This window comes from Pseudomonas sp. MYb327, from assembly GCF_040438925.1.
Taxonomy (GTDB): domain Bacteria; phylum Pseudomonadota; class Gammaproteobacteria; order Pseudomonadales; family Pseudomonadaceae; genus Aquipseudomonas.
On the sequence record NZ_CP159258.1, the window covers coordinates 1974017 to 2000627 of the forward strand.

At 55.4% G+C, this 26611-nt stretch carries 18 protein-coding genes; 5 read left to right on the forward strand and 13 right to left on the reverse strand.

All coding sequences use genetic code 11. The features are described 5' to 3' along the window. The first annotated feature begins 176 nt into the window (after positions 1-176). Entirely contained in the window at positions 177-2651 is a 2475-nt protein-coding gene (locus tag ABVN21_RS08860) for a UvrD-helicase domain-containing protein (protein ID WP_339554467.1), read from the forward strand. 68 nt (positions 2652-2719) lie between these two features. Here ABVN21_RS08860 and fabI read toward each other — a convergent pair whose 3' ends face one another. From fabI to gloB, 8 genes are all read right to left on the reverse strand, one after another. Then, positions 2720-3514: an enoyl-ACP reductase FabI gene (fabI, locus tag ABVN21_RS08865; protein WP_020799278.1), complete on the reverse strand. Its 795-nt coding sequence runs from the start codon at positions 3512-3514 to the stop codon at positions 2720-2722. Positions 3515-3534: 20 nt separating this feature from the next. Further along, positions 3535-5145, reverse strand: a complete 1611-nt coding sequence (locus ABVN21_RS08870; protein WP_339554468.1) for an ABC transporter ATP-binding protein — start codon at positions 5143-5145, stop codon at positions 3535-3537. Between the two features lies 1 nt (position 5146). After that, positions 5147-6166, reverse strand: a complete 1020-nt coding sequence (locus tag ABVN21_RS08875; RefSeq protein WP_339554469.1) for an ABC transporter permease — start codon at positions 6164-6166, stop codon at positions 5147-5149. Position 6167: 1 nt separating this feature from the next. Then, complete coding sequence (locus ABVN21_RS08880; RefSeq protein WP_339554470.1) at positions 6168-7241, reverse strand: microcin C ABC transporter permease YejB; 1074 nt, start codon at positions 7239-7241, stop codon at positions 6168-6170. A 4-nt stretch (positions 7242-7245) separates the two neighbouring features. Next, positions 7246-9087, reverse strand: a complete 1842-nt coding sequence (locus tag ABVN21_RS08885; protein ID WP_339554471.1) for an extracellular solute-binding protein — start codon at positions 9085-9087, stop codon at positions 7246-7248. Then, positions 9084-10916, reverse strand: a complete 1833-nt coding sequence (locus tag ABVN21_RS08890; protein WP_339554472.1) for an extracellular solute-binding protein — start codon at positions 10914-10916, stop codon at positions 9084-9086. The genes ABVN21_RS08885 and ABVN21_RS08890 overlap by 4 nt, the downstream gene beginning before the upstream one ends. 266 nt (positions 10917-11182) lie before the next feature. Next, positions 11183-12625 (reverse strand): LysM peptidoglycan-binding domain-containing protein, encoded by a 1443-nt coding sequence (locus tag ABVN21_RS08895; RefSeq protein ID WP_339554473.1) that lies wholly within the window; start codon positions 12623-12625, stop codon positions 11183-11185. A 99-nt stretch (positions 12626-12724) separates the two neighbouring features. Continuing rightward, positions 12725-13492 carry a hydroxyacylglutathione hydrolase gene (gene gloB, locus ABVN21_RS08900; RefSeq protein WP_339554474.1) on the reverse strand — a complete coding sequence of 256 codons (768 nt, stop codon included), beginning with the start codon at positions 13490-13492 and terminating at the stop codon, positions 12725-12727. A 65-nt stretch (positions 13493-13557) separates the two neighbouring features. On the opposite strand from gloB, the gene ABVN21_RS08905 reads away from it, so the two are divergent. Further along, positions 13558-14316, forward strand: coding sequence for a methyltransferase domain-containing protein (locus tag ABVN21_RS08905; protein ID WP_339554475.1), 759 nt, complete (start codon positions 13558-13560; stop codon positions 14314-14316). A 90-nt stretch (positions 14317-14406) separates the two neighbouring features. Then, positions 14407-14859, forward strand: a complete 453-nt coding sequence (gene rnhA / locus ABVN21_RS08910; protein ID WP_339554476.1) for a ribonuclease HI — start codon at positions 14407-14409, stop codon at positions 14857-14859. 1243 nt (positions 14860-16102) lie between these two features. Here rnhA and ABVN21_RS08915 read toward each other — a convergent pair. From ABVN21_RS08915 to ABVN21_RS08935, 5 genes are all read right to left on the reverse strand, one after another. Then, a complete protein-coding gene (locus ABVN21_RS08915) occupies positions 16103-17476 on the reverse strand; it encodes an IS1182 family transposase (protein ID WP_339554477.1) in 1374 nt (457 codons plus the stop codon). 560 nt (positions 17477-18036) lie between these two features. After that, the gene (locus ABVN21_RS08920; protein WP_339554478.1) at positions 18037-18804 is read right to left on the reverse strand and encodes a hypothetical protein; all 768 of its coding nucleotides are present in this window, start codon (positions 18802-18804) and stop codon (positions 18037-18039) included. Next, on the reverse strand, positions 18797-19063 hold the full coding sequence (locus ABVN21_RS08925; protein WP_339554479.1) for a hypothetical protein: 267 nt from the start codon (positions 19061-19063) through the stop codon (positions 18797-18799). The genes ABVN21_RS08920 and ABVN21_RS08925 overlap by 8 nt, the downstream gene beginning before the upstream one ends. Positions 19064-19074: 11 nt before the next feature. Further along, positions 19075-19779 carry a HipA domain-containing protein gene (locus ABVN21_RS08930; RefSeq protein ID WP_339554480.1) on the reverse strand — a complete coding sequence of 235 codons (705 nt, stop codon included), beginning with the start codon at positions 19777-19779 and terminating at the stop codon, positions 19075-19077. Between the two features lie 605 nt (positions 19780-20384). Next, positions 20385-22991 (reverse strand): AAA family ATPase, encoded by a 2607-nt coding sequence (locus ABVN21_RS08935; RefSeq protein WP_339554481.1) that lies wholly within the window; start codon positions 22989-22991, stop codon positions 20385-20387. An 844-nt stretch (positions 22992-23835) separates the two neighbouring features. On the opposite strand from ABVN21_RS08935, the gene ABVN21_RS08940 reads away from it, so the two are divergent. After that, positions 23836-25053: an MFS transporter gene (locus ABVN21_RS08940; RefSeq protein ID WP_339554482.1), complete on the forward strand. Its 1218-nt coding sequence runs from the start codon at positions 23836-23838 to the stop codon at positions 25051-25053. A 54-nt stretch (positions 25054-25107) separates the two neighbouring features. Continuing rightward, positions 25108-26577 (forward strand): carbohydrate porin, encoded by a 1470-nt coding sequence (locus ABVN21_RS08945; protein ID WP_353637235.1) that lies wholly within the window; start codon positions 25108-25110, stop codon positions 26575-26577. Positions 26578-26611: the final 34 nt, after the last annotated feature.

Sequence of the window (26611 nt, forward strand, 5' to 3'; positions counted from 1 at the left end):
AGCGTAAAAAATGCCTCATAACAATCGAATCAGTTGATGTGAAGTAGTCTCGAAACATTCTTATCCAGCCTTCAGTTCATCACCTAAGCCAATGAGTCATAAGCATTTCACTAGAACTCAAAGGCAAATGCAGACACCATAGCCTTCAACAGCCTCACACCCTGGAGTCAGTCCGCGTGCCGCAACACACCCCCGATCTTCCGCCTGAACTTCGTCCTCTGTCCGAGATTCCGCTGCTCAAACGCCTGGCCGCGCGATTCTTTGGTCACGGCCTGACGCGCCTGCGCGCGCAACACCGTGCGTCATGGTTGCACGGTCAGGCTGATGGCTTTCGCAGCGGTCACATTGCTGGCGTCGACTATGGCTACAAGGAAGGCAAGCTCGAAGGATTGGAAGAAGGCCGGCAGGTCCTGTTGATACGCGATTCGCGCTCGACCGAGCATCGGCCTCCCAACATCGATGATCATCTGTTCGACGACTGGCGCCTGCCATTGACCGCGGAGTTGAAGAAGCGCATGAAGGCCGATGTCGCCCGGCTGCTGCCAGCTCACGCGCAACCCAGCGTCGCCCAGTGGAAGATGATCTTCAGTGATACGCCATCGACCTCAGTGATTGCTGGCGCAGGCGCGGGCAAGTCGACGACCCTGGTGCTGCGCATTGTGTTGCTGACGCATTATTTGGGCTTCGAGCTGAGTTCGATGACCGTGGTGACTTTCACCCGCGAATCGCGCAAGGACTTCATCAACAAACTGATCGAACTCTTTGCGCTGTGGGGACGGGCGCTCAGCCACAAGGACGCGCGCGACCTGGTGCGTACCTTCCACTCGCGGATCCTGCCGATGGTTCGCAGCTTGCCAGGCTTCGAACGCCTGCAAGCTTTTGAGAATCTCAGCCATCGTGCGCAAAACGGCGATGAAGAGGTCGACAGCAATCCGTTCGATCTGCGTATCAACGACGCTCAGCGCCAGCAACTCAACGCCTGTTATCAGGCCTTGCACACCCGTGATGAGCGTTTCCGTGAATTAATCAAACCTATGTCGCGCCACGCCTTGCAGCTCAAGGAACTGGAGCGCGACCACCCGGATGTGCAGAAGCGCATGGCCGTGACCGAACTGGCCGCCAAGCGCGATGAAGAGCTCTGCGACACCATCGAGGATTTGTGGTTTCGGGCTGGGGCCTGGCCGATCAAAGGTATTGATCCCAAGCGCCAGACCTTCGATATCAACGGTTCTTCCTTTCATTGCCACGGCTACATTCCGTCCCTTGACGCTTGGGTGGTACTCGGTTTCGATCCTCGGGAAAACCCGCAGGTCACCCGTCCGAATGCGAAGCTGAGCGTGCGTGCGGAATGGGCGGTCAAGCGCACCCTGTTTCAAGCTTTCTGTCGTAAGCCGTTGATATGGTTAGATAGTTACGAGTCATCCAAGCGTGTTCTAGCCTCGCTGGCCGGCGACGCCAGTGCAGGGCCAGGCTTTGATTACAAGGTAAAAGGCGAGATCGCTTCGGCGCCATTGCTGGACAGTTTCGTCGCCGCCGCCGGGTTTATCGAAAACCTGGGCCTGGATGTACCGACCGCCGTTGGCCAGATGAGTTTTTCCAAGGACGACCCGGACCGGTTTTTCTTCGAGGCATTGAGCCTGTACTGGCGAGCGCTGGAAGATCATCTACTCGACCAAAAACCACCGATCATGACGTACAACCGGATGTTCGCCTTGTTCAGCGAGCATTCCCCGGAAAACCTCAAGCTGCTCAGCGATGAACTGCTCAGGCCGCTGTCGCACTTGATGATCGACGAGTTCCAGGATGTATCACCGCAAATCGTGTCGTGGATCCGCGCCAGCCTGGCCGAGATTCGCAGTCGCGGCCCGTCCATGCACGTGGGGCGGGGAGCGCAACGCTCTTCGTTGCTGTGTGTCGGGGATGACTGGCAGTCGATTTACGGCTGGCGCGGTAGTTCTCCAAGCTACTTCATGGAGTTCAACAAGGAATTCTCTTCGCCGAGTACCACTAAAGTCATGCTCAGCGATAACTATCGCAGCCACCAACACATCATCGACGCCGCTGAGCATATCGTTCGCGCGGCACCAGCGATCGCAGGCAAAAAGGCCAAGGCCAGCGGCGGGCTCAAAGAATTGCTGCCGGTCAATGTGCTGGAGCGGGATGACCCGGGGATGGCGAAGCGTCTGATCGAGCACTACCGCAAGGGCGATTCAATCTTGATGCTATATCGAAAAAGTAGCGATAAGTTATTGATTGAAGAGCATATTCAGTCAGTAATTAATGTCGATTCTAGCTTGCCGTATGAAGAACGACGCCTGAAACAGTTGACCTATCACAGCGCCAAAGGCCTTCAGGCTGATGCGGTGTTCTTGCTGGGCGACTGTCAGCATCTGACCAGCTCTCCCTACAAAAATCAGGTGTATCGCATGGCGGGTTTGGGCAAGGCGGGTGACAGCGAGCCTTACGACAACGCGCAGAAGGACGAAATCTTGCGTCTGGCGTACGTTGGCATTACCCGGGCAGTGAGCCATTGCTATTGGTATGTGGATACGCAGGACACCCAGGCTGTGAACATGCCAAAGGCTTCCGACCGGATCGGCAAGGGCAAGGCGTTCTTTGCTGATCATCGTGAAGGCAAGACCGTCGTGTAAGCCTCAATAGATCGCAGCCAATAAAAAACCCGCCAGGCAGGCGGGTTTTTTTATTGGCTAACCGAAGATCACTCTTCGAGGTTGCCCATCGCAGTGGTGTTGAAGCCACCGTCCACGTACATGATTTCGCCGCTGATGCCGGACGCCAGGTCCGAGCACAGGAAGGCGCCGGCGTTGCCGACTTCTTCAATGGTGACGTTACGACGCAGCGGGGTTTGCGCTTCGTTGGCGGCCAGCATCTTGCGGAAGTTCTTGATGCCGGATGCGGCGAGGGTACGGATCGGGCCAGCCGAAACGCAGTTGACGCGGGTACCGTCCGGGCCCAGGGAGCCGGCCAGGTAACGCACGCCAGCTTCCAGGGAAGCCTTGGCCATGCCCATCACGTTGTAGTTCGGCATGGTGCGCTCGGCGCCCAGGTACGACAGGGTCAGCAGGCTGCCGTTGCGGCCTTTCATCATTTCGCGACCAGCCTTGGCCAGGGCCACGAAGCTGTAGGCGCTGATGTCGTGAGCGATGCGGAAACCTTCACGGGTAGTGGCTTCGGTGAAGTCGCCGTCCAGTTGGTCGCCCGGGGCGAAGCCCACGGAATGCACGATGCAGTCCAGGCCATCCCATTTCTTGCTCAGCTCTTCGAAGACCTTGGCGATTTCGGCGTCGCTGGCCACGTCGCACGGGAAGCACAGCTCAGGGCTCGAACCCCAGCCTTGTGCGAACTCTTCAACACGACCCTTGAGTTTGTCGTTCTGATAAGTGAAGGCAAGCTCAGCGCCCTCGCGATGCATGGCGGCAGCGATGCCGGATGCGATGGACAGCTTGCTGGCGACACCGACGATCAGTACGCGCTTACCGGCGAGAAAACCCATGTGTTGCTCCTCTTTTCAGGTTATTGCGCAGTGGCTGGTGCCAAAAAGGCGGCTTCCAGCAACTGCTGTGTATACGGATGTTGGGGGGCGGCAAAAATGCTTTGCGCGTCACCCTGTTCGACCACTTGGCCATGCTTGACCACCATCAGCTGGTGGCTCAGCGCTTTCACCACAGCCAGGTCATGGCTGATAAACAGATACGTCAGGTTGTACTTGCTTTGCAGCGATCGTAAAAGCTCCACCACTTGGCGTTGAACGGTGCGGTCGAGGGCCGAAGTCGGCTCGTCCAGCAGAATCAGCGCCGGTTTTAGCACCAGTGCCCGGGCAATGGCGATTCGCTGCCGTTGCCCACCGGAAAATTCATGGGGGTAGCGGTTCCGGGTTTCCGGATCCAGGCCTACCTCCTTGAGTGCTGCAATAATCGCTTGTTCCTGTTCCGCCTCGGTGCCCATCTTGTGGATCCGCAGGCCTTCGCCAACGATCTGGCTCACGCACATTCGTGGGCTCAAGCTGCCGAAGGGGTCCTGAAACACCACCTGCATTTCCCGGCGCAGCGGACGAACCTGCTGCTGCGTCAGGCAGTCTAGCTGCTTGCCTTCAAAACGGATGGCGCCTGTACTGCCGATCAACCGCAGGATCGCCAGACCCAGTGTCGACTTGCCGGAACCGCTTTCTCCCACAATCCCCAACGTCTGACCCTGGGGCAGGCTGAAATTGATACCGTCGACGGCCTTGACGTAATCCACGGTCTTTTTCAGCAAACCTTTCTTGATCGGGAACCAGACTTTCAGGTCCTCGACCGCCAGCAATGGCGGGCCAATCACGTTGGTCGCCGGTGCGCCGCTGGGCTCCGCTGCCAGCAGGGTCCGAGTGTACGGATGCTGCGGCGCGCGGAACAACTCTTCGCACGATGCCTGTTCGACGATGCAACCGCGCTGCATGACACATACGCGATGCGCAATTCTTTTCACCAGGTTCAAATCGTGGCTGATCAGCAGCAACGCCATGCCCAAACGGGCCTGCAATTCCTTCAGCAATTCGAGAATTTTCAGCTGAACGGTCACGTCCAGCGCGGTGGTGGGTTCGTCGGCAATCAGCAGTTCCGGCTCGTTCGCCAGGGCCATGGCAATCATGACGCGCTGGCGCTGCCCGCCGGACAGTTCGTGGGGCAGGGCTTTGAGACGCTTTTGCGGTTCAGGAATGCCGACCATCTCCAGCAATTCCAGGGTGCGTTTGGTTGCGACCTTTCCGATCAGGCCCTTGTGGATGCCCAGTACCTCGTTGATCTGCTTCTCGATTGAGTGCAGCGGGTTCAGCGAGGTCATCGGCTCCTGGAAGATCATCGCGATCCGGTTGCCGCGGATGTGGCGGATGGTTTTTTCTTTAAGGCTCAGTAAATCCTGCCCGGAATACTCGATAGTGCCCGACGGATGCCGTGCCAGCGGGTAGGGCAGCAGGCGCAGGATCGAATGCGCCGTCACTGACTTACCGGAGCCGCTTTCACCCACCAGCGCCAGGGTTTCACCGCGCTTGATGTCGAAGCTGACACCTTCGACCACGCGTTGCGAGCGCTCGCCGACGACGAATTCGACGGAGAGGTCGCGTACTTCGATCAGATTGTCCTGATTCATTTCACTTCCTCGGGTCGAAGGCATCGCGAGCGGACTCGCCGATGAACACCAGCAAACTCAACATCAACGCCAACACCGCAAACGCACTCATGCCCAGCCACGGTGCTTGCAGGTTGGATTTACCCTGGGCCACCAATTCACCCAGGGACGGGCTGCCTGCCGGCAAGCCAAAACCAAGGAAATCCAGTGCCGTCAGGGTGCCGATGGCGCCGGTGAGGATGAACGGCATGAAGGTCATGGTCGAAACCATGGCGTTGGGCAGGATGTGGCGGAACATGATCGCACCATTCTGCATGCCCAGGGCTCGCGCGGCGCGAACGTATTCCAGATTACGCCCGCGCAGGAACTCGGCGCGCACCACGTCCACCAGGCTCATCCAGGAGAACAGCAGCATGATCCCCAGCAGCCACCAGAAGTTCGGCTGGACGAAACTGGCGAGGATGATCAGCAGATACAGCACCGGCAACCCGGACCAGATCTCCAGGAAGCGCTGCCCCGCGAGATCGACCCAGCCGCCATAGAATCCCTGCAAGGCGCCGGCGATGACGCCAATGATCGAGCTGAGAATAGTCAGCGTCAGGGCGAATAGGACCGAAACGCGGAAACCGTAGATCACCCGCGCCAACACATCGCGACCCTGATCGTCAGTGCCCAACAGGTTGTCGGCGGACGGTGGCGCGGGGGCTGGAACCCTCAAGTCGTAGTTGATGCTTTGGTAGCTGTAGGGAATCGGCGCCCACAGCACCCAGGCGTCCTTGGCCTTGAGCAGTTCGCGGATGTAGGGGCTCTTGTAGTTGGCTTCCAGCGGAAATTCGCCGCCGAAGGCGGTTTCCGGGTAACGCTTGAGCGCCGGAAAGTACCAGTTGTTGTCGTAGTGCACCACCAGGGGCTTGTCGTTGGCGATCAACTCGGCGCCGAGGCTGACACCGAACAGGATCAGAAAAAGCCACAGCGACCACCAGCCACGCTTGTTGGCCTTGAACAGTTCGAAGCGGCGGCGATTGAGAGGGGACAGGTTCATCTCAATGCTCCCGGCTTTCGAAGTCGATTCGTGGATCGACAAAGGTATAGGTGAGGTCGCCGATCAGTTTCACCACTAACCCGAGCAAGGTGAAGATGAACAGCGTGCCAAAAACCACGGGGTAATCGCGGTTGATCGCCGCTTCGAAACTCATCAGGCCGAGTCCGTCGAGGGAGAAAATCACTTCCACCAGCAACGAACCGGTGAAGAAGATGCCGATGAACGCCGACGGGAAACCGGCAATCACCAGCAGCATGGCGTTGCGGAACACGTGGCCGTAGAGCACGCGATGGTTTGTCAGGCCCTTGGCCTTGGCGGTGACCACGTACTGTTTGTTGATTTCGTCGAGAAAGCTGTTCTTGGTCAGCAGGGTCATGGTCGCGAAGTTGCCGATCACCAGCGCAGTCACGGGAAGCGCCAGGTGCCAGAAGTAATCGAGGATCTTGCCGCCCATGCTCAGCTCATCGAAGTTGTTCGAGGTCAGCCCGCGCAACGGGAACCAGTCGAGATAACTGCCTCCGGCAAACACCACGATCAACAGGATGGCGAACAGAAACGCCGGGATCGCGTAGCCGACGATGATCGCCGAACTGGTCCAGACGTCGAAGTGGCTGCCGTGTCGCGTGGCCTTGGCGATCCCCAGCGGGATCGACACCAGGTACATGATCAGCGTGCTCCACAGCCCGAGGGAGATCGACACGGGCATCTTTTCCTTGATCAGGTCGATGACCTTGGCGTCGCGGAAAAAACTGTCACCGAAATCCAGGGCCGCATAGTTCTTGACCATGATCCACAAGCGTTCCGGCGCCGATTTGTCGAAGCCGTACATGTGCTCGATTTCCTTGATCAGCGCCGGATCCAGGCCCTGTGCGCCGCGATAGGCGGAACCGGCCACCGACACTTCGGCACCACCGCCGGCGATGCGGCTGGTGGCGCCCTCGAAGCCTTCGAGCTTGGCGATCATTTGTTCCACCGGCCCACCGGGAGCGGCCTGGATGATCACGAAGTTGATCAGCAAAATGCCGAACAATGTCGGAATGATCAGCAGCAGTCGCCGAAAAATATACGCCAGCATCTGATTACTCCGTGCCCGCAGGGTCGACTTGCAATTTGGTTTCGATCTCTATGGCCGGTTTGGCATCGGGCTTGATCCACCAGGTGTTGATGCCGATGTCATATTTGGGCGAGACCTCAGGATGGCCGATGTGGTTCCAGTAGGCCACGCGCCAGGTCTTGATGTGCCAGTTAGGGATCACGTAATAGCCCCATTGCAGAACTCGGTCCAGTGCACGGGCGTGGGCCACCAGGCTTTTGCGCGAATCGGCGTTTATCAGTTGCTCGACCAGTTGGTCCACCACCGGGTCTTTCAGGCCCATGGAGTTGCGGCTGCCGGGTTTGTCGGCGGCCGCAGTCATCCAGAACTCGCGCTGTTCGTTGCCCGGCGAGCTGGACTGCGGGAAGCTGCCGACGATCATGTCGAAGTCGCGTGAGCGCACGCGGTTGACGTACTGCGAGACGTCGACCCGGCGAATCACCAGGTCGATGCCCAGGTCACTCAGGTTGCGCTTGAACGGCAACAACACCCGTTCGAATTCGGTCTGGGCCAGCAGAAACTCAATGGTCACGGGTTTGCCGTTGGCATCGACCATCTTGTCATCGACGATGCGCCAGCCAGCCTCTTGCAGCAACTGATAGGCCTGGCGCTGCTGGGTGCGGATCATGCCGCTGCCGTCGGTCATCGGGTTCTGGAAGGCTTCGCTGAATACCTGTTCCGGAATCTTGCCGCGCAACGGATCGAGAATCGCCAGTTGGTCGGCATCCGGCAGGCCGGTGGCGGCCATTTCCGAGTTCTCGAAATAACTGCGGGTGCGCGCGTAGGCGCCGTTGAATAACTGTTTGTTGGTCCACTCGAAGTCCAGCAGCAGCGTCAGCGCCTGGCGCACACGTACGTCCTGGAATACCGGGCGCCGCAGGTTGAACACGAAACCCTGCATCCCGGTGGGGTTGCCGTTGGGGATCTGTTCCTTGATCAGCCGGCCTTCGGTCACTGCCGGGATGTTGTAGGCATTGGCCCAGTTCTTTGCGGTCATCTCCAGCCAGTAATCGAACTGCCCGGCCTTCAGCGCTTCGAGTGCCACGGTGTTGTCGCGGTAATAGTCGGTCAACATGACGTCGAAGTTGTAGAACCCGCGGTTGACCGGCAAGTCCTTGCCCCAGTAATCCTTCACCCGTTCATAGCGCACCGAGCGCCCGGCCTTTACTTCGGCGACTTTATAGGGGCCGCTGCCCAGCGGGATCTCCAGGTTGCCTTTGTTGAAGTCGCGGCTGGCCCACCAATGCTTGGGCAGCACCGGCAACTGGCCGAGGATCAGCGGCAATTCGCGGTTGTTGTTGTGTTTGAACTTGAACAGGACGGTGAGCGGATCTTCGGCGACCACGTCTTCGACGTCGCTGTAGTAGCCTCGGAACATCGGCGCGCCGTCCTTGATCAGCGTCTGGAAACTGAAGACCACGTCTTCGGCGCGGATTGGATGGCCGTCATGGAAACGTGCTTCGGGGCGCAGGTAAAAGCGCACCCAGGAATTGTCCGGGGCCTTTTCGATTTTTCCGGCGACCAGGCCGTATTCAGTGAATGGTTCATCCAGGCCTTGCTTGGCCAGGGTGTCGTAGATCAGGTTGATGTCGTCGGCGGCGACCCCTTTGCTGATGAACGGGTTCAGGCTGTCGAAGCCACCGAACCCGGCCTGACGGAATTTACCGCCCTTGGGTGCGTCCGGATTGACGTAGTCGAAGTGTTTGAAATCGGCCGGGTATTTCGGCGGCTCGTTGTACAGGGTCAGCGCATGTTGCGGCGCGGCACAGGCCAGCCCGGCGAACAGCAGGGCGCTGGCCTGCAGGAGCAGGGCACTTGCGGGTTTCATTGATCTTTCTCCGAAGACTTCAGCCACCACGCGCTCAAACCCAGGGTATAGGGCGGCGTGGTGACGAAGGCGAACCGATTGCGGTAGGCCAGGCGATGATAATTGAGGTACCAGTTGGGAATGATGTAGTGCTGCCACAGCAGTACCCGGTCGAGGGCCTTGCCGGCGGCGACTTGCTCGTCGCGACTCTTCGCCGCGAGCAGTTGTTCGAGCAGATGATCGACCACCGGGTTGGCGATGCCTGCGTAATTCTTGCTGCCTTTGACCCCGACCTGGCTGGAGTGGAAATACTGCCATTGTTCCAGGCCGGGACTGAGGGTCTGGTTGAGGGTCATCAGAATCATGTCGAAATCGAACTGGTCGAGGCGCTGCTTGTACTGGGCGCGGTCGACCGTGCGCAGCCTGGCGTCGATGCCAATGCTGGCGAGGTTCTCGACGTAGGGCTGAAGGATGCGTTCCAGGTTCGGGTTGACCAGCAGGATCTCCAGGCGCAACGGTTGCCCGATCGCGTTCTGCAGGCGCTGACCATTGAGTTTCCAGCCGGCCTCGGCAAGCAAGGCCAGGGCTTTGCGCATGGTTTCCCGGGGGATGCCGCGGCCCTGGGTCTGCGGCAGGCTGAACGGTTCGGTGAACAGCCTGGCGGGTAATTGTTCGCGATAGGGTTTGAGCATTAGCCATTCATGACCGACCGGCAGCCCCGAAGCGGTGAACTCGCTGTTGGGGTAGTAGCTCATGGCGCGCTTGTAGGCGCCGCTGAACAGCGTGCGGTTGGTCCATTCGAAGTCGAACATCAGCCCAAGTGCTTCACGCACCCTGGCCTCGGCGAATGTCGGACGGCGGCTATTCATGAACAGGCCCTGGGTCTGGGTCGGGATCTGGTGCGGGATCTGCGCCTTGATCACCTCGCCACGGCGGATCGCCGGGAAGTTGTAACCGGTGTCCCAATTCTTCGCCTGATGCTCGATATAAATGTCGAACTCGCCAGCCTTGAACGCTTCGAACGCCACGTCGCTGTCGCGGTAGAACTCGACTTCCATGCGATCGAAGTTGTACTTGCCGCGATTGACGGGCAGGTCTTTGCCCCAGTAATCCTTGACTCGTTCGAACACGATTTGCCGTCCTGGCGTCACCGAAGTGATGCGATACGGTCCACTGCCCAGTGGAGGTTCGAAGGTCGTGGCTTTGAAGTCGCGCCCTTTCCAGTAGTGCCGGGGTAATACCGGCAACTCGCCGAGGCGCAGGATCAACAGCGGATTGCCGGCGCGCTTGAAGACGAAGCGAATGCGCCGCGGGTTGAGGATGTCGACCCGCGACACTTCCTGAAGGTTAGTGCGGTACTGCGGATGACCTTCCTTGAGCAGCAAGCGGTAGGAGAACGCGACGTCATAGGCAGTGATCGGGGTGCCATCGTGGAAGCGCGCTTCCGGGCGCAGGTTGAACACCACCCAGCTGCGGTCTTCGCTGTACTCCAGCGATTGGGCGATGAGGCCATAACTGGAGGTCGGCTCGTCACCGGACGGCGCATATTGGCCGGTGCCAACCATCAGCGGTTCGTTGAGCTCGTTAATGCCGTATTGCAGGAAATTGGGCGTGGCAACCGGGCTGGTGCCCTTGAAGGTGTAGGGGTTGAGCGTATCGAAGGTGCCAAACGCCATTACCCGCAACGTACCGCCCTTGGGCGCTTGCGGGTTGACCCAGTCGAAATGGGTAAATCTGGCCGGGTACTTGAGCGTGCCGAACTGCGCATAACCATGGCTTTCGCTGATCGTCGCGCTTGCGGTGGAACTCAAGGCCAGGCTGATCACGAGCAGGAGGAGGGGACGCTTCAAATAAGGAATCCGATCCGGGCGGCTTGGGCTTGGTGGTCGTTACAGTAACAGCTTGTATGGACAGGAAAAAGACGGGGGCTTGACGGGTAATGTCAGCGGGTCAGGATTTGCGATCTGTAGGAGCCGGCTTGCTGGCGATGGTCGTCAAAGATGACGCGTTGTGACAGGTTAAACGCGGCGCCCCAATCGCCAGCAAGCCGGCTCCTACAGGTATTGCATTCCCCTGCATGAACCCAAAAAAAGCCCCTGAAATCAGGGGCTCTTTTTTAATGCGGGTTGGACACCGTCAGCATCTGCCCCGGCTTCAACGCCTGGCCGACACGCGGGTTCCAGCGCTTGAGGTGCTGCATTTCAACGTTGAAACGCTTGGCCACGATGTACAGAGAGTCGCCTTGCTGGACCTTGTACTGCGACTGAGGCTTCTTGTCCTGGCTCTTGGACTTGGCCGCGACGACGGTGTTGATGCGCCCCGAGTTGCGTTTGCTGGTGTCCCGCATGACCAGCGTCTGGCCTGGCTTGAGATTCTTGCCGCTCAGCTTGTTCCAGCGCTGCAAGTCCTTGATGTCAACGTTGTTAGCCTTGGCGATGGAGCCAAGGTTGTCGCCGCGCTTGACCCGGTAGCTGCGCTTGGCACTCGCTAGCTGGGTATCGTTTGCACCTTCAAAAACCGGCTTGAGCTGTTTCTTGCTGATCAGCTCTTCAGGCCGCATGGTCTGCAGGCTGGTGGTCAGCAATTGCGCCTTGGACGTCGGCACCAGCAGATGCTGGGGGCCGTCGAGGGTGGTGCGCTGCTTGAGGGCCGGATTGAGCTGGAACAGTTCGTCTTCGTCGATGTTGGCGACTTCTGCAACCTTGGACAGGTCCATCCGCTGGTTGATTTCGACGACCTGGAAGTACGGTTCGTTGGCGATCGGGTTGAGGTTCACGCCGTACGCTTCAGGCGCCATGACCACTTGCGACAGAGCCAGCAACTTCGGCACGTAGGCCTGGGTTTCGGCGGGCAGCGGCAGGTTCCAGTAGTCGGTTGGCAGGCCAAGTCTCTCGTTACGCTCGATGGCCCGGCTGACCGTGCCTTCGCCCGCATTGTAGGCGGCGAGGGCCAACAGCCAGTCACCGTTGAACATATCGTGCAGACGGGTCAGGTAGTCCATCGCGGCTGTGGTCGAAGCGGTGATATCACGACGGCCATCGTAGAAACGCGTCTGACGCAAGTTGAAGTAGCGCCCGGTGGACGGAATGAATTGCCACAAGCCAACCGCGTCTGCCCGGGAATAGGCCATCGGGTTGTAGGCGCTTTCAATCACTGGCAGGAGCGCCAGCTCCAGCGGCATGTTGCGCTCTTCAAGACGTTCGACGATGTAATGAATGTAGAGGCTGCCGCGTTCGCCGGCGTTTTCCAGGAAGGATGGATTGCTGGCGAACCACAAGCGCTGTTGCTCGATGCGCGGGTTGACGCCCAGTCCATCCTGCAACTGGAAGCCTTGGCGCATGCGCTCCCAGACATCCTGCGGAATCTGCGGGCTCGGCTTTTCACTGAGCCAGACGGGCTTCTGCTTGGCGCGCGCGGCAATATTCGGAGTGTGTGCCGCGTCGGTTTGCGGCACATGGCTGGAACAGCCTGCCAATGTCGCGGACACAGCCACCGCTATGGCTTGCGCCAGGCGGGACAAAGCGTCCGAATTGATGGCTTTACGAATAGATGACGACATTGGCTGGAAGTAAGTTCCGGGCAAAAATGTCGGGCGATTCTAGAAAGCGCACCCCCGTCGGTCAACCATTCAGAATTTTAGAACCATCGTGCAAGCTGCTTAAAACTTGTCTTTCCAGGCTCGCAGAGCAGCAAAAACTATATCGGGCGCGGAGTTATCGGTGCCGGTCCGTTCATCTGCTTTTTCTTTAACGGATGTTTCACCGGTGCGCAAAAACGGGTTCGTGCGCTTTTCCAGGGCTATCGTGGAAGGCAGTGTGATGGTCCCGGCTTCCCGTTTCCGAGTGACGTCAGCGAGACGATCGAGGGTGTCCGTATTGCCCGGTTCGACGGCGGCAGCGAAGCGCAGATTGCTCAGCGTATATTCGTGGGTGCAGTAGACCTTCGTATCCTCGGGAAGGGCCGCGAGTCGCGACAGCGAGTGGTACATCTGTTGGGGCGTGCCCTCGAACAAACGACCGCAACCGGCGGCAAACAGAGTGTCGCCACAAAACAGCAGGTCAGGATGATAGTAAGCAATGTGCCCCAGGGTATGGCCTGGGACGGCGATGATCTCGAAGTCATGGCCCAGCACATTGATACGGTCGTTATCCTTGAGTGCGACGTCACGTGCCGGGATGGATTCGCTGGACGGCCCGTAGACCTTGGCGTTTGTCGCTTTCTTCAGCTGTTCGACACCGCCGACATGGTCATGATGGTGGTGAGTGATCAGAATATCGCTCAGGGTCCATTGCGAGTTTGCTGCCAGCCAGGCTTGCACCGGCGCGGCATAGCCCGGATCAACCACCGCGCAGCGCTGGGTGTCGGTGTCTTGTAACAACCAGATGTAGTTATCGGTGAAGGCGGGCAGGGCTGTGATCTGTATCATCGTCGGATTCGCCAAGCAGTAAACAATGGCGCATCTTAGAACTTCCTGGCGCGTTGGAGAATGCAATGACTGATAAAGCGTTCGCTCAGGCCGATCCTGACTGGCTGGCGTTGATCAGCGCAGCCCGCGAGTGGCTGTCTGGTCCCCTCGGGCAGTTTTTGCTGGACGAAGAGCGGCGCATGCTCGAAGACGAGCTTGGGCGCTTCTTCGGCGGCTATCTGGTGCATTACGGCCCGTCGGCACAGACGCCGCCACCGGCACCGCAGGTTCAGCGCAATGTGCGCCTGGGTGCGCCGTTGCCTGGGGTCGAGATTGTCTGCGAGGAGCAGGCCTGGCCGTTGAGCGAGCATGCCGCCGACGTGGTGGTGTTGCAGCACGGTCTGGATTTTTGTCTGTCGCCCCACGGATTGCTGCGCGAAGCGGCAAGTAGCGTGCGGCCTGGCGGGCACCTGCTGATCATCGGGATCAATCCCTGGAGCAGTTGGGGCCTGCGTCACGTCTTCGCTCATGATGCGTTGCGCAAGGCTCGCTGCATTTCTCCTTCGCGGGTAGCCGACTGGCTGAACCTGCTGGGCTTCGCACTGGAGAAACGCCGCTTCGGGTGCTATCGTCCGCCGCTTGCTTCGCCCGCCTGGCAGACCCGTCTGGCCGGTTGGGAGCGCAAGGCCGGAGACTGGCAATTGTCTGGCGGCGGCTTCTATTTATTGGTGGCGCGCAAAATAGTGGTCGGCCTGCGACCAGTGAGACAAGAACGCCGCGAGCCGATGGGCAAGCTGATTCCATTGCCGATGGCCAAGGTCAATCGTCGTAACATCGAACCGTAATACCTACTTTAATTTCCGGCCGGGGTCGCCCCGGTCTCGAGCGTCGTCGATCGTTGATTGGCGAGCCACCGCATTTTCTGGATAGATGGCATGAGCGATAGCGTAGAACTCTTCACCGACGGCGCCTGCAAAGGTAATCCTGGCCCTGGCGGTTGGGGTGCCTTGCTGGTGTGCAAGGGTGTTGAAAAAGAACTCTGGGGTGGCGAAGCCAATACCACTAACAACCGCATGGAACTGATGGGCGCGATCCGCGGCCTCGAAGAGCTCAAGCGTCCCTGCGACGTGCTGCTGGTGACCGACTCCCAGTACGTAATGAAAGGCATCAACGAGTGGATGGCCAACTGGAAAAAACGCGGCTGGAAAACCGCTGCCAAAGAGCCGGTCAAGAACGCCGACCTGTGGAAGATGCTCGACGAACAGGTCAATCGCCACAACGTGTCCTGGAAATGGGTGCGCGGACACATTGGTCATCATGGCAACGAGCGCGCCGACCAGTTGGCCAACCGCGGCGTGGATGAAGTGCGTGGCTACAAACAAGATTAAAACCGAGTTGCGACCATCGCCAGCAGGCTGGCTCCCACAGAGGATTTGTGAATGACGCAGATCGAATGTGGGAGTCAGCCTGCTGGCGATCGGGACGGCGCTGTCTACCTGAAAGACCCGGGCGAGCGTGGTAACATCGCCGCTTTTGCACGATTGACCGATTGAGAGCTGAGCACTAGATGGCCACCAGATCCGTTGCCCTCTTCTGCCTACTTGTCAACGGTGTAATCGAGCCCCTCGCACATTAGTGCACGATTCAAGGTGCTGATTGTGTGGGGGTTATTGATCCAGCTCCCGTTTTTTTAGCTGAATTTCAAGATTTCATGCTTCTAAAGTGTAAACGATGGGCTGTTTTAGCTGCCCATCGTTTACATTCTAAAAAAAGAGCCTGTAGCGATCTGATAGCCTCTTTGTCGAATGCGACGTTTCCCGTCTCGGGATAACAATTTTATTGCTCGTCGTCCGCAATAAACGGCATGAATTGCTGATGCCGACTCAACTCGCTCGACAACCATTCCCGCTCTCCGAGAGCTGAGATTCGGCGCCTGGGTGTTTTATCCATTTTCGCGACCCATGGATCCTCTGGAATTTGACCTGGTTCGAAGCTTAGCGGTTATCGATATGTATTCCGCCGAAGCAGATCTTGCATGGGGTGCTAGTCTTCCAGCGTCAAATAACCGGTGAGTTTGAAAATGAAAAAAATGACTCTAGAAGGCTTCGTTGTGAGGAGCGTGGGTCTTTGCAGAAATGACTCATTAGCCTATCGAGTAAAAATCGAGCCTCTGCCATGTCTGCGATGCGGGCCTTGGCCCCCTACGCGGGCATCGGATCCTGAAAACCGCAAGACTGATACCTAGCTCTGGAGATTAACTAATCTGAGGAGCATAGATGTATGGCGTTGGATTCAGTTCGGGCGACCCAAGCGTAGCAGGATGCTGCCATGGCTTCTTCAATGGCGTTTTTCGTGCTCAGAATGTAATGGGTAGTGAAAAACTGAGTTCGTTTGTGAATAGACGATCGGCGAAAATTTAGAAGAAATCGTCGTGGGTGAATTGAAGTTCGCCACGACAGGCAGCAACCGGCCGATTCTGTTGAAAAAGTCGGATTTTCAGATCACCTGAACTCAGGCACGGCCACCACCAGAGAACCTACTCACCACATTGAGTGGTTTCTCGGCCCTTCGTTGACCATTGTTGCTTTGTTATTGGGTTAATTTGAGGTTTTTGGCTTAGTGCAGGCGCACCTATACCGGGGCAGGCGGCCCTTGAGATGTAAGTTTGGCCAGTCGACGCAGGTTCTGTACCGCAGCCGCCAGCGTGAACTCATCGGTCGCGCCACTCATGCCCCGTAGTCGCAAGCGATCCATTTTCAGGATGCGCTTGAGGTGGGCAAACAACATTTCGACCTTCTTACGTTCGTGGCGAGAGCGCACGTACTCCGGCGTCGCCGCGATGCGTCGAGCGACATCACGAGCGGCTTCATGAACGCTGCGAGCGATCTTGCGAAACGACGTGTTCGGGCAGCACTTGGCTTTCATCGGACACGTCGCGCAGTCAGTCTGTCTAGATCGGAAGATGATGGTGTTGGCTTTGGTGACGTGCGAACGCTCGTTCTTGAAGGCTCGCCATTCGCTACGTAATGCATTGCCAGCCGGGCAGCAGTATTCCTCAGTCTCTTCATTCCAGCGGAAATCGTTGCTCGAAAAACTGTCGTTCTTGCGTTCGGTTTTGTCCCACACCGGCACATGCGGCTCGATGTCTTTTTCCTCCACCATCCAGGCCAGCATCGGCGCGGTGCCGTAAGCAGTGTCGCCAATGAGGCGTTCCGGCTTGATGTCGAACTGCGCTTCGACCCGATCGATCATCGTCTTGGTGCTCTCGACTTCTGCGGTTCGATGAGCCGGTGTGGGTTCCACATCCATGATCACGCCGTGCTCGGTATCGATCAGATAATTCGTGGAGTAAGCGTAGAACGCTGGGCCACCTGGAGCTGCGGTCCAGCGGGCTTGAGGATCAGTCAGCGATAGACGCTTCGGTAGCGTTTCGGCCAGAGCCTCTTCATCGAGTGCCTCAAGATACTCACGCACGGCGCGGGTGCTCAGGGCCGGATCGCTCCAGTTGACCGGTTCATCACCCGGTACACCGCGCTGCCGGCTGGCATCCGCTTTGATGATGCTGGCGTCCACGGCAAAGCCTTCGCCCTTGACCAGGCCGGCGTCCATGCAACGACGCAGCACTTCATTGAACAGCCAGCGAAACAGATCGCTGTCCCGAAAGCGGCCGTGTCGGTTTTTGGAAAAGGTCGAGTGATTGGGGACTTCATCTTCAAGGCTCAATCGGCAGAACCAGCGATACGCCAAGTTCAAATGGGCCTCTTCGCACAACCGCCGCTCTGAGCGAATGCCGTAGCAATAGCCCACGATCAACATGCGGATCATCAATTCAGGATCAATCGACGGGCGCCCAATCGGGCTGTAGAAGTCGGCGAGGTGATGGCGCAAATCGCTCAGATCGAGACACCGATCAATGCTGCGCAGAAGGTGATTGGCGGGGATGTGATCTTCAAGGTTGAACGAGTAAAACAGTCGCTCCTGCCCACTCGATAACTGTCCCATCATGCAGTGTGATCCCCCGCCGGCCAATGAAGCAATTTTGCCGCAGGCGAGACAGGGGAGCTACTTTTTCAACAGAATCGGCCAATAGCAGTCATTCGCCAAAACGATAAATTCCTGCCTAAGCCTCACGAAGCGCGCTTGCCTTTATTTTTTTTACCGGTCCGATTGGCGTTTGGATGCTTATGGAGCTTAACCGAACAAAACAGCTGCTCCATGGGGCCCTTGGGGGGATAGAGGCTTGTTCGAATAGTCGCAGTCGATCCAACTGATTTGGTTCTCACGTTGGTTGTTGGGCGCTCATTTCGCTAGCACTGAGTCTAGAGACTTAAAATTCACGCCGGGAACGCATCAACACGCTTTCTTTTATCTCTGTCATAGTGCTGACAGCATTATGAATAAGAAGGTAAGTGTCTGCTGATTAATAAGTTGGCGAGCTTTGATGTCTGCGAACTATTATGCGGACAGTTTGGGAATTAATTATAATGCTGAGCGGTTGCAGCAGAGCTCATGGGTTGGGCAGTGAGTTAACATGAGATTAATATGAGATTAATATGCAGCCTTACCTATTTCCGGTGACTAGGAAATCGATTTTTAGTCGCAAGAAGTTTATATTTTTCTGATTGAAAAGGTACGAAGCCATCCGGCCAAGGAGTTACCGACTCACACAAAAGCCTATATTGTTCAGGTGCGCTTAAGTTGATTTTGAGGACGGGGATGCTAGTAGAAAGTTTGCTACCTGTCACTCCAAGCTTGCGATTTACGTAGATTAAATCCTCATTTAGATAGTGAGGGTAGTATCCAAGGTGGTGTCCTGTGCAGGGATTAATTACTGAAATTGCATTCGAGTCGGCGCGATTCCCTTCCTCAATAATACAAGATAGTCGGGTTCGACCGTCCAGAGTCAAAAGCTCTCTTTTGGCGTCGCCTGAAATATACGCAATGCCGCTGAGAAAGAATTTCAATCGATACTCTTTGTTTGCTGACATTTGCGGTACTTTAATAATCCTGAAATTATCTGTTTTTCTTGAGCCTCCTGACGCACTAAGGATTTCAAGAGGGTCGTTGGCGCCAGGCACCATATCTAACCATGACAGCATGGTGAAGTACTCTGGACGCCGTTCGGGGATTAATCTATTTTGAAAAAAAGGAAAAAGCTCGGTTGATTCATATACTTTATCCAGGATGTTCATGCGTGGGAACGGAACGAAGTTCTTATTGAGCGCACCTTGGGTATAAGAAAAACTATAAATTCCGTGAACTTCTTCCAACTTGGCAACTGGCTCCCACATGGTTGTCTCAGGATCTTGCCAAATAACAAATGCACTACTCATATGTTTTAATCTGCCGCTTTCTAAATGATGGATCTAAGTTTTCCTTAAAGAAAGGTAAAAGACTCATCATATTCGACTTGTTACAGCAAAGCATTTCAAGGGCAAATTTTTTAGATACATCGCTCATTATTTCCGCAGGTATTGGCTCAATAATAGCTTGCATTATGTCGGTAGTCAATGCATTCAGCTGCGTTAGCCAGCTTATAGCTGCTCGCGGGTTCAATATTCCAAAATATTCAAATGCTTTTAAAGTGCGCAATCTTTTATCTTTTAAATAAAAAAAGACTTTGCTCGCTGTACGTAGTTTGAAACATGCTGCCCCCTGTCTTGAGAGGTTAATCTGTTATGCTTTGTTTCATCAGATTCATTCCTGCCTAACCCCGCCGCGTGATCAAATGTTGGAGCTAGATGAAAGCGTCCCTTGCCAGTAACAATCAATCCCCAGTTTTCACTGTGTCTGTCTTGATTGGACAGCAGAGCGTCGAGCATTAAGTAGCCAGTAAAAAAGTCTGCGGCGCTTTTAATGCTGGGTAAGCTGTTGAAGCCGAGTGGTTTATTTCTTATTATTCGCCGCAGAATAATATAGACATGCATGATGTTTTGTTTTTCGGATTTTTTCTGAACTTCGGTGTTAATAGGGGCGCTATAATTTTTTAGGATTTCATTTCCTGTTACAAGGTATGCATTGTCGCTGGAAATGAAATTCCTGGTAATTACGCCACGGACTGATTTGTCGCGTGCTAATTCGTAGTCTGCGCAAGGGATAAGTAGTTTTTTTGCAAGTTCGCATGATATTTTTTCTGACCAATCCTCCCCATCCCTTAATATGATGCTGTTATTTGAGTCATGTGTTTCGATTGATTTGAATAGGTAATGATTTCCTAGCGAGTCGGAACACCAATACTTTGACTTTGTTCCAAGTGGCTCAAACTCCTCCTGCTTGAAATCTGAAATATCAAAAATCTCATAATTCATATTCGTACCAAATGAGTATCCATATCTTGCATCTAGGTCTTCATCAAATGTGGTAACTAAAGGCAGATGGTGCCGGTACGGATTATTAAATTAATCGTATTTTCCATGCCGATGTGCGTTTTGTAGAATAATGGGGCCAGGTTGATGAAGAAAGCAACTTCTTTATTGCCACCGGCCACCATAAGAAAAAAGGAAGCTCAGCTTCAATTCGATCTGATTAGTAGCGACAGGCAGGATGACCACATTTTAGCCAATCTGTTGCGTCGACCGGTTGAATCCACAACCAAAAGCGGTCATGCACTAAAAGCGGCACACGATCCCAGCAGCGCTATGCGGATTCGACTGCGTCGAGCGAACAACTGGCCTCGTCACGGCTGTGGCCTTGATCCGTACTAGGGCCGCGGCCTCTCGTTTGAACTCGACAGAAAACGGAAGTTGTTGCTTGCTCATCGAACACTTCTCTAATGTCGAGGACACTCGCCTAAATTGATGTCCGGAATCAGTAAACCACTACAGTGCGACCAGAGAGAAGTGGACGCTTCGCTCCGGCCGCCCTATGGCATATGGAATAGGTAAACCAGCACTCGAGGGTCTAGCAATGTGTGTCAGGTTACCCGCTTCGAGTAGACCTCTATCCAGTCCGCAAGCGACCGCATATCGTTTTCGAGTTGAACGAGTTCGGGGGGTACTGCTGGAAGATCGTCTGCCTGAGAATGCTCATACACAGAGTACCGTGTCATCAAGTCGTCGATCAGATCACAATCTTCCTGAGTGATGTTGCTTAGCTGCCTCAGTAGCCCTTTGGTCATCACTTCCCTACGGAATCGCAGCACGACGCTGTTCAGCATCACCACCTCAACAGTGCGCTCCACGATGATTCGGAAGTCACTGCAAACACTCTTGGCCATGAGGTCGTAGCTTTCAGCATCGCCTTCTTCCTGGTGCCTCTTAAGTCGGGCTAAGCTCTCATTGAGGAGCTTGTTGATGGCCGGCTTTGGTTTCGAGTCGCGAGCACTTTGTCCGGTCAGAATACCGGATGTTTTGTCGAGACGTCGCAGCGTCTGAACGTCAAAGGTGATGTCCGGGATATCTGGATGTTCCTTCACTTTCTTTACTGCAGACTCCAGAAGTGTCACCAGCGACAGCCTGTGAGTGAAGATGATGACCTGGCGGGTCTGTGCTAAATCTACGAGTCGCGCGACAACCCGCTCTTCAAAATCTTGATCGAGTGAGGAAATCGGGTCGTCGAAAATAAACGGGGCTACTTGATTTGAGCCAGTAATATCAGCTAGGAATGCAGCCAAGGCCACAATTCTTGTCTCACCCTCACTGAGAATTTGTTCTGGCGGGCGGGTTCCTTTTGCGCCAACGAGCGTCAGTCCGAATGTTGTCCTGCCTTTACCGACGGTTTTACTTTGAGGGGCTACAGGCAACCTCGAGCCACCTAGTAGCTTGAGTTCGGCGGCGAAGCGAGTTTGATATCCCGCCTCCACCTCGGATTTCGCCAATTCGTTGTTCTTGATCGTAAGCGTGTTGGTTGCAGCAAGCCGGATGGCTTTCCCGTACTGGTCAACAGCCAACAACCTGTCACGTTCGGCCAGGACTGCTGGTTTGTTTTGCGACAGCCACTGCAGGGCCTTCAGCTTATGGAGTTGCGCCTCCATTTGCTGTCGTTTGCCGTCTTGAGAGAGCTCGGTCAGCGACTTTTCTTCGCCGCCTAACTGCTCGGTTACTTCTGCCAGTGCCTGATTTACCAGTGACCAGTCAAATAGGGCAACATTTTCGATTTTTTCAGCAGTCTCGAGATCGGAACGTCTTTTCACCAAGGTTTTATGCAGATCGATGGCCTGCTGTTGATCTAGTTTGATCAGGGCCATATGAGCTAACCAATCCTGTTCTTTCGGCGATTGGGGTAAGGCGAGGACAAAAGCCTTATGTTTGTCTTCTGCTTGTTTTGCGCCTAGCTCCAAACCTTCGGTGACAAACTGCTCAAAGTGGCTCAACCGATGGCTAGCATCCTCATTGAGCTCTTGCTGGCAAAGCACACACCTTGCTTGCTTACCCACAACAGGAAATGGTTGACCAGGGTAAGCATGATTTTGAGAAAACAATCGAGCTTGGGCCCATAACTGTTGCCACACCGCTTCGCCGACTCCGTCGAGTGGAGTTTCGGAGAAGAGTTGTTGAGCAAATTTCTGAGCGGCTTGCCGCTTTTCCTTCGCATCAGCGTTTGCACTTACGATGATCTGTGCTGTTTCGTTGGAGAGCTTGTCCTTGAGTTGACTCATAGCTAGCCGAACTGTTGCCAACCCCTGCTTTTCTTTCGTGATTGAGGCCAGTCGGCCCGCCACATCCTTCTGGGCCAATGCACCTTCTGTGATAATCCGCTCAGCGTCGTGCTCGGGTGTGTACGTACAGAATTTGTCGATAGCAGCTGTAGTCGTTGCAGGCTTAATACTTGCAAGCCACTTACGCTCCTCAGTGACTTCCAAGTCCGCTGGGAATTGTGGCAGTACACTCAGCAATGCATTCTTCGATGTAGTGAGGTGCTGACTAACCTTGTCTGACGCGGCGATCAATGACGCCACGAATTTCATTTGGCTTGGCTCGTAGCTGGCCTCGTTTTTGCCCATGTATTGGGTAGCCGTTCTGGAGTCAAATATCTGGGCGTGACGAAGTAAAGGATCTGCCCCTTGGGTAAGCGTCCATTCAATTGTTCCTTTCTTTTCTCCTGCCGAGACTTGGAAATTAGCCCTGCAGGCCTCTGGTTCTTCAGTGAAGACGTTAGGGTGAATTTCGTCTTTTGACCGTGAGCCGCATGCCTGTTTCAGGAGGCGTGCATATCCGCTTTTTCCTGAACCATTTTGACCGTAGAACACTGTAATGTTGCTTGGGCCAAGGGGTAGTGCTGCGCCTGATTTGATTGCATTCAACCCATGGACTTCTGAGATTCCTTCTATGCGGATGGCAGGACGGCTGGCAGCAAGTGCCAACGAGCCTGGCGATACAGTGCCGAAGCCTGGGTCGTCTTCCTTCTTCGATTCGACCATACAAAGCCGGGCAAGCTCTTTGATCTGGTCGTCTGTTGGTGGCTTCTTGGTCTCGATTAGATTCTTGGCAGCTGTCTGTAACCACCGGCTTCTTTCGCCGAGCCAAGTTTCAAAATCGTCGGCAATGGGAGCGTCTAGCCCATTGAAATCTGGTACAACCATTGAGATCTCTCCTTGAAAACACCGCGGACGACCGAGTATAGGCCAATAGTGGCAAATTGCTTTTGGTGCGGTGCGACCAGAAATCCATAAGCGTCCGCTCTTAATAGTCAGAACGGGAACAGACTTATTTGGTTGGAACGACCGCTCCTGGCCGTTTGTTGCCTGTCGAAAGGGAGCGCATGACCCATAGTAAGCGTTCAATCCTCTATTTCCGAACACGGGCAGATATCCCTCGACGGGCGTGTCCTCCTTCGTAATTCAATTTGCCAGTAGCCTGCATCATTGCCACTGACCGAACTTGTGACCTGTCATCGGATAGCTCCCGATGTGTCGGAAACCAAACCGTTCATAGAAACCAGCGCTAGCCGGCTTAGATAGGAAGCGCTGGCACAGGCCGAGCGATAGCTTTGCTGAGAGCATGTATACGGGCTCTTCTTCAGGCGCCTTCTTTTGTTTACTCCGCGTGTTTCAAAGGATGAGCGCGCTTCGTGCTCCTTCTGGCAGTGTCTCCGCCAATTTCTCCAACATCCACTACCTTATGTCAACTGCTGTTGATATTGTCGGCGTGTGGACGTAGGCTCGTGAAAACACGAAACCGCGTTCCAGGGTCAAACAACAACAGTTCTCATCAAAATTGATATCTCAAATGCCGCCGAGCTCACTATCCGGCTGGGGGGCTTTGATGTGGTTTGGAGTCACCCATGTGAAGCGTTATGACTCTGCTGGGGGGCACTCTTAAAGGGGAGAGGCTCGCCCCGGCACGCCGCGGTTTCAAGGCTCATCAATTGATCAACAGGCTCCAAACGTCAGTTCGTGCGCTTCTACAATAATAAGGAAAAAAGAAATGAAACGTTGGTCAGTGCTTGTTGGATGCTTTCTCGGGATGAGCATCGCGCCGCCCGCCATTCTGCTGATTCCGCTGGGCCTGTTCATGAAGTCGGTGGCGGGGGAGTTCGGTTGGTCCCGTACTGATTTCTCCATCATTCTTTCGACTGCGGCCATCTGTAACGCTCTGGTGATGCCGCTGGCCGGCTACCTGGTCGACCGTTTCGGCGCGGCCCGGGTCGCGCTGGTGGGCACGGTGTTGGGGTGTGTCAGTTACATGTGCTTGTCGCTCACTCATTCCTTCGGCTCGTTTGTCGCGATTACGGCGCTGAGCGTTGCCTTGGGCAACCTGGCGAGTTATCCGGCCTTTCTGTTCTTGACCCAGCGCTGGTTCGACAAACACCTGGGGCTTGCCTTTGCTATCACCTCGTCGGGCCTCGCGGTGGGCACTGGCGGATTCTCCTACCTTATTTCGCAGAACATCGAAGTGCACGGCTGGCGTGAGGCATTTGTGATCGGTGGGGCCATTGCCCTAGTGATTGGCCTGGTCAATCTCGCCGTGTTTGTTCGTGACAACAAGGGACCGATTCCAGAAGCGGAACGCAGTGGTGAAAAAAACCAACCAGGCCAGGACGGTCTGACCTTGCGAAGTGCCCTGGCAACGCGGGATTTCTGGTTGTATTCGCTGGCCTTTGTTCTGGTGCTGGTTGGCGCTGTGGGCGCGAGTTTCCACTTGCCTGCGATGTTGTCGGACTGGGGCGTATCTGCCGCTCAGATTGCCGGCATCGTTGCTGCTGGCTCTGTCGGGTCATTATTCGGACGACTTTGCGGTGGCGCCTTGCTGGATCATCTGCACACCCGCACCGTGGCCGGCATTTTTCTCGCGTGCCAGTTGGCCGGCTTCGTGATGCTCATGAATGGACCCGGTTGGGCGCTGCTCGCCAGCTTTCTGATTGGAGCAACGCAAGGCGCGGAAATCGATATTTTGGGTTATCTCATCGCTCGTCGATTTGGTCGCCTGGCTTACGCGCGGATCTTCGGCAGCGCCTTTTCGGTCACGCTGCTGGGCGCCATCATCGGTCCCATCGTGTTGGGTATGGTTTTCGATAAAAGCGGTTCTTACAGCCTGGGCTTGATGCTGTTCCCAATACTGCCGGTCCTTGCGTTTGGCTTGCTGTGCCTGTCAGCCAAGTCGCCGCAACAGGCCTGGGTTTCCACCGCAGCCAAAGTGACATAACGCGTTTTCGATTTCTTTAGCTTCTGAATACAACAAAAATAAAAAGGGAAAAGTATGCGGCCCAACTCAATCGGGATGAACCGAATCCGTAAGTGTGCGCCTGAGTTTATACGCGTTACGCTAGCGGCATCCCTGGCTATATGGGCAGCTCATTCGCTGAATGCTCGCGCTGAAACGACGACCTTCAAACAAGAATTAGTCGGGCAGGTTGCCCCGGAATTGAAGCTGCCGGCTTCTTCTTTTGATCAAGCGGTAGCGAAGAAATCACTGCCTGACAGTCAACTGCTTGGCCACATTATCGAGCGAAAAAAGCAGTTCGCGAAAATCGATGCATTGGTAGAGCATGGCCAACTGACCGAGTTGCCACCGCCGTCGGAAAGCATCCTCGGTGATGCGGGTGGACTGCGTAATGACCTTGCCGAGCACGGCATCGGTTTCAACATCCTCAACATGTCCAATTTCACCAATAATTACCTCGATCACGACCGGCATAATCCGCAAGCCTACAGCGGTGAGCGTCCGACTTACTCGTCGAACCTGGTGGCAGGAATTACCTACGACCTGGGGCGAGTAGGCCTGGAAAATGGCCAGTTCATTTTGGGGGTTGGTAGTTACTACTCCAGCTGGGATGAAGTGAATCCATCCTCGAAATTCAGCTATACGCGCATCGCGTACTACCAGAGCCTGTTGGATAAAACCGTCGAATTCAAAATCGGTGTGTTGCCTAACGACCTGGAGTTTATCGGCCCGTTCACTGGCGGTACGTTAGTGGGTGGCACCCAAGGTCTACAGGCGCTCATTCCCTATCAGGTCGGTTTGAGCCACGCCCCCATTTCCAGCCCTGCAGCCAACGTGACCCTGAACGTCGGTAACTTCTACAACAAGTTTGGTGTGCAACGCAGCATCAGTCCTGACGGTATGGGGGCGGAAATTGACCGCCATCTCGGCGAGCTCGACTTGCACGTAGATCATGCCGGCGCGCTGTACATCGATGAACTCGGCTTCAAGCGCAACGCGACCCCGGGTACACCGTATGCGTGGTTGCGTGCCGGTTATATCTACAACACATCGGAGTACAGCCAGTTTTTAAGTAACGAACGCAGTGACAATAATTACGCGGGTTATGTACTGGGTGACTACCAGTTCTACCAGTTCGATAGTGCCATCGCCTCACGCGGTCTTTATGCTGGTTTTACCTGGATGTCGGCACCGGAAGATCGCAATTTGTTCGATCTATATTACGGCTTCCGTGTGTTCGCAAAAGGGCCGATGGATTCGCGCCCGTTCGATATGGTGACGCTGGAATACGGTTACACCAGCTACAGCGACGATGCCAACAAGAAGCTCGATAATTTCCATGTGTCGAACGCTGACGATTCAAGGTCCACAACGCTTGCTTACAACATGCGCCTGGCTGCCGGTACGTATTTACGTACGGGGCTCAGCTATGTCGAACATCCGTCATTCAGTCCCGATGTCAAAGATGCACTTAACCTGCAAGTCGGCCTGACGTTGTTTTTCTGATGTGTTCAATGGCTGGATAGCCTAGTTGTTTTTC

Coding starts and splice junctions, on each gene's coding strand:
- ABVN21_RS08915 (WP_339554477.1), bottom strand. CDS start 17,476: ATGATGGGACAGTTATCGAGTGGGCAGGAGCGACTGTTTTACTCGTTC.
- fabI (WP_020799278.1), bottom strand. CDS start 3,514: ATGGGTTTTCTCGCCGGTAAGCGCGTACTGATCGTCGGTGTCGCCAGC.
- ABVN21_RS08935 (WP_339554481.1), bottom strand. CDS start 22,991: ATGGTTGTACCAGATTTCAATGGGCTAGACGCTCCCATTGCCGACGAT.
- ABVN21_RS08875 (WP_339554469.1), bottom strand. CDS start 6,166: ATGAACCTGTCCCCTCTCAATCGCCGCCGCTTCGAACTGTTCAAGGCC.
- ABVN21_RS08945 (WP_353637235.1), top strand. CDS start 25,108: ATGCGGCCCAACTCAATCGGGATGAACCGAATCCGTAAGTGTGCGCCT.
- ABVN21_RS08940 (WP_339554482.1), top strand. CDS start 23,836: ATGAAACGTTGGTCAGTGCTTGTTGGATGCTTTCTCGGGATGAGCATC.
- gloB (WP_339554474.1), bottom strand. CDS start 13,492: ATGATACAGATCACAGCCCTGCCCGCCTTCACCGATAACTACATCTGG.
- ABVN21_RS08870 (WP_339554468.1), bottom strand. CDS start 5,145: ATGAATCAGGACAATCTGATCGAAGTACGCGACCTCTCCGTCGAATTC.
- ABVN21_RS08920 (WP_339554478.1), bottom strand. CDS start 18,804: ATGAGTAGTGCATTTGTTATTTGGCAAGATCCTGAGACAACCATGTGG.
- ABVN21_RS08930 (WP_339554480.1), bottom strand. CDS start 19,779: ATGAATTATGAGATTTTTGATATTTCAGATTTCAAGCAGGAGGAGTTT.
- ABVN21_RS08880 (WP_339554470.1), bottom strand. CDS start 7,241: ATGCTGGCGTATATTTTTCGGCGACTGCTGCTGATCATTCCGACATTG.
- ABVN21_RS08885 (WP_339554471.1), bottom strand. CDS start 9,087: ATGAAACCCGCAAGTGCCCTGCTCCTGCAGGCCAGCGCCCTGCTGTTC.
- ABVN21_RS08905 (WP_339554475.1), top strand. CDS start 13,558: ATGACTGATAAAGCGTTCGCTCAGGCCGATCCTGACTGGCTGGCGTTG.
- rnhA (WP_339554476.1), top strand. CDS start 14,407: ATGAGCGATAGCGTAGAACTCTTCACCGACGGCGCCTGCAAAGGTAAT.
- ABVN21_RS08895 (WP_339554473.1), bottom strand. CDS start 12,625: ATGTCGTCATCTATTCGTAAAGCCATCAATTCGGACGCTTTGTCCCGC.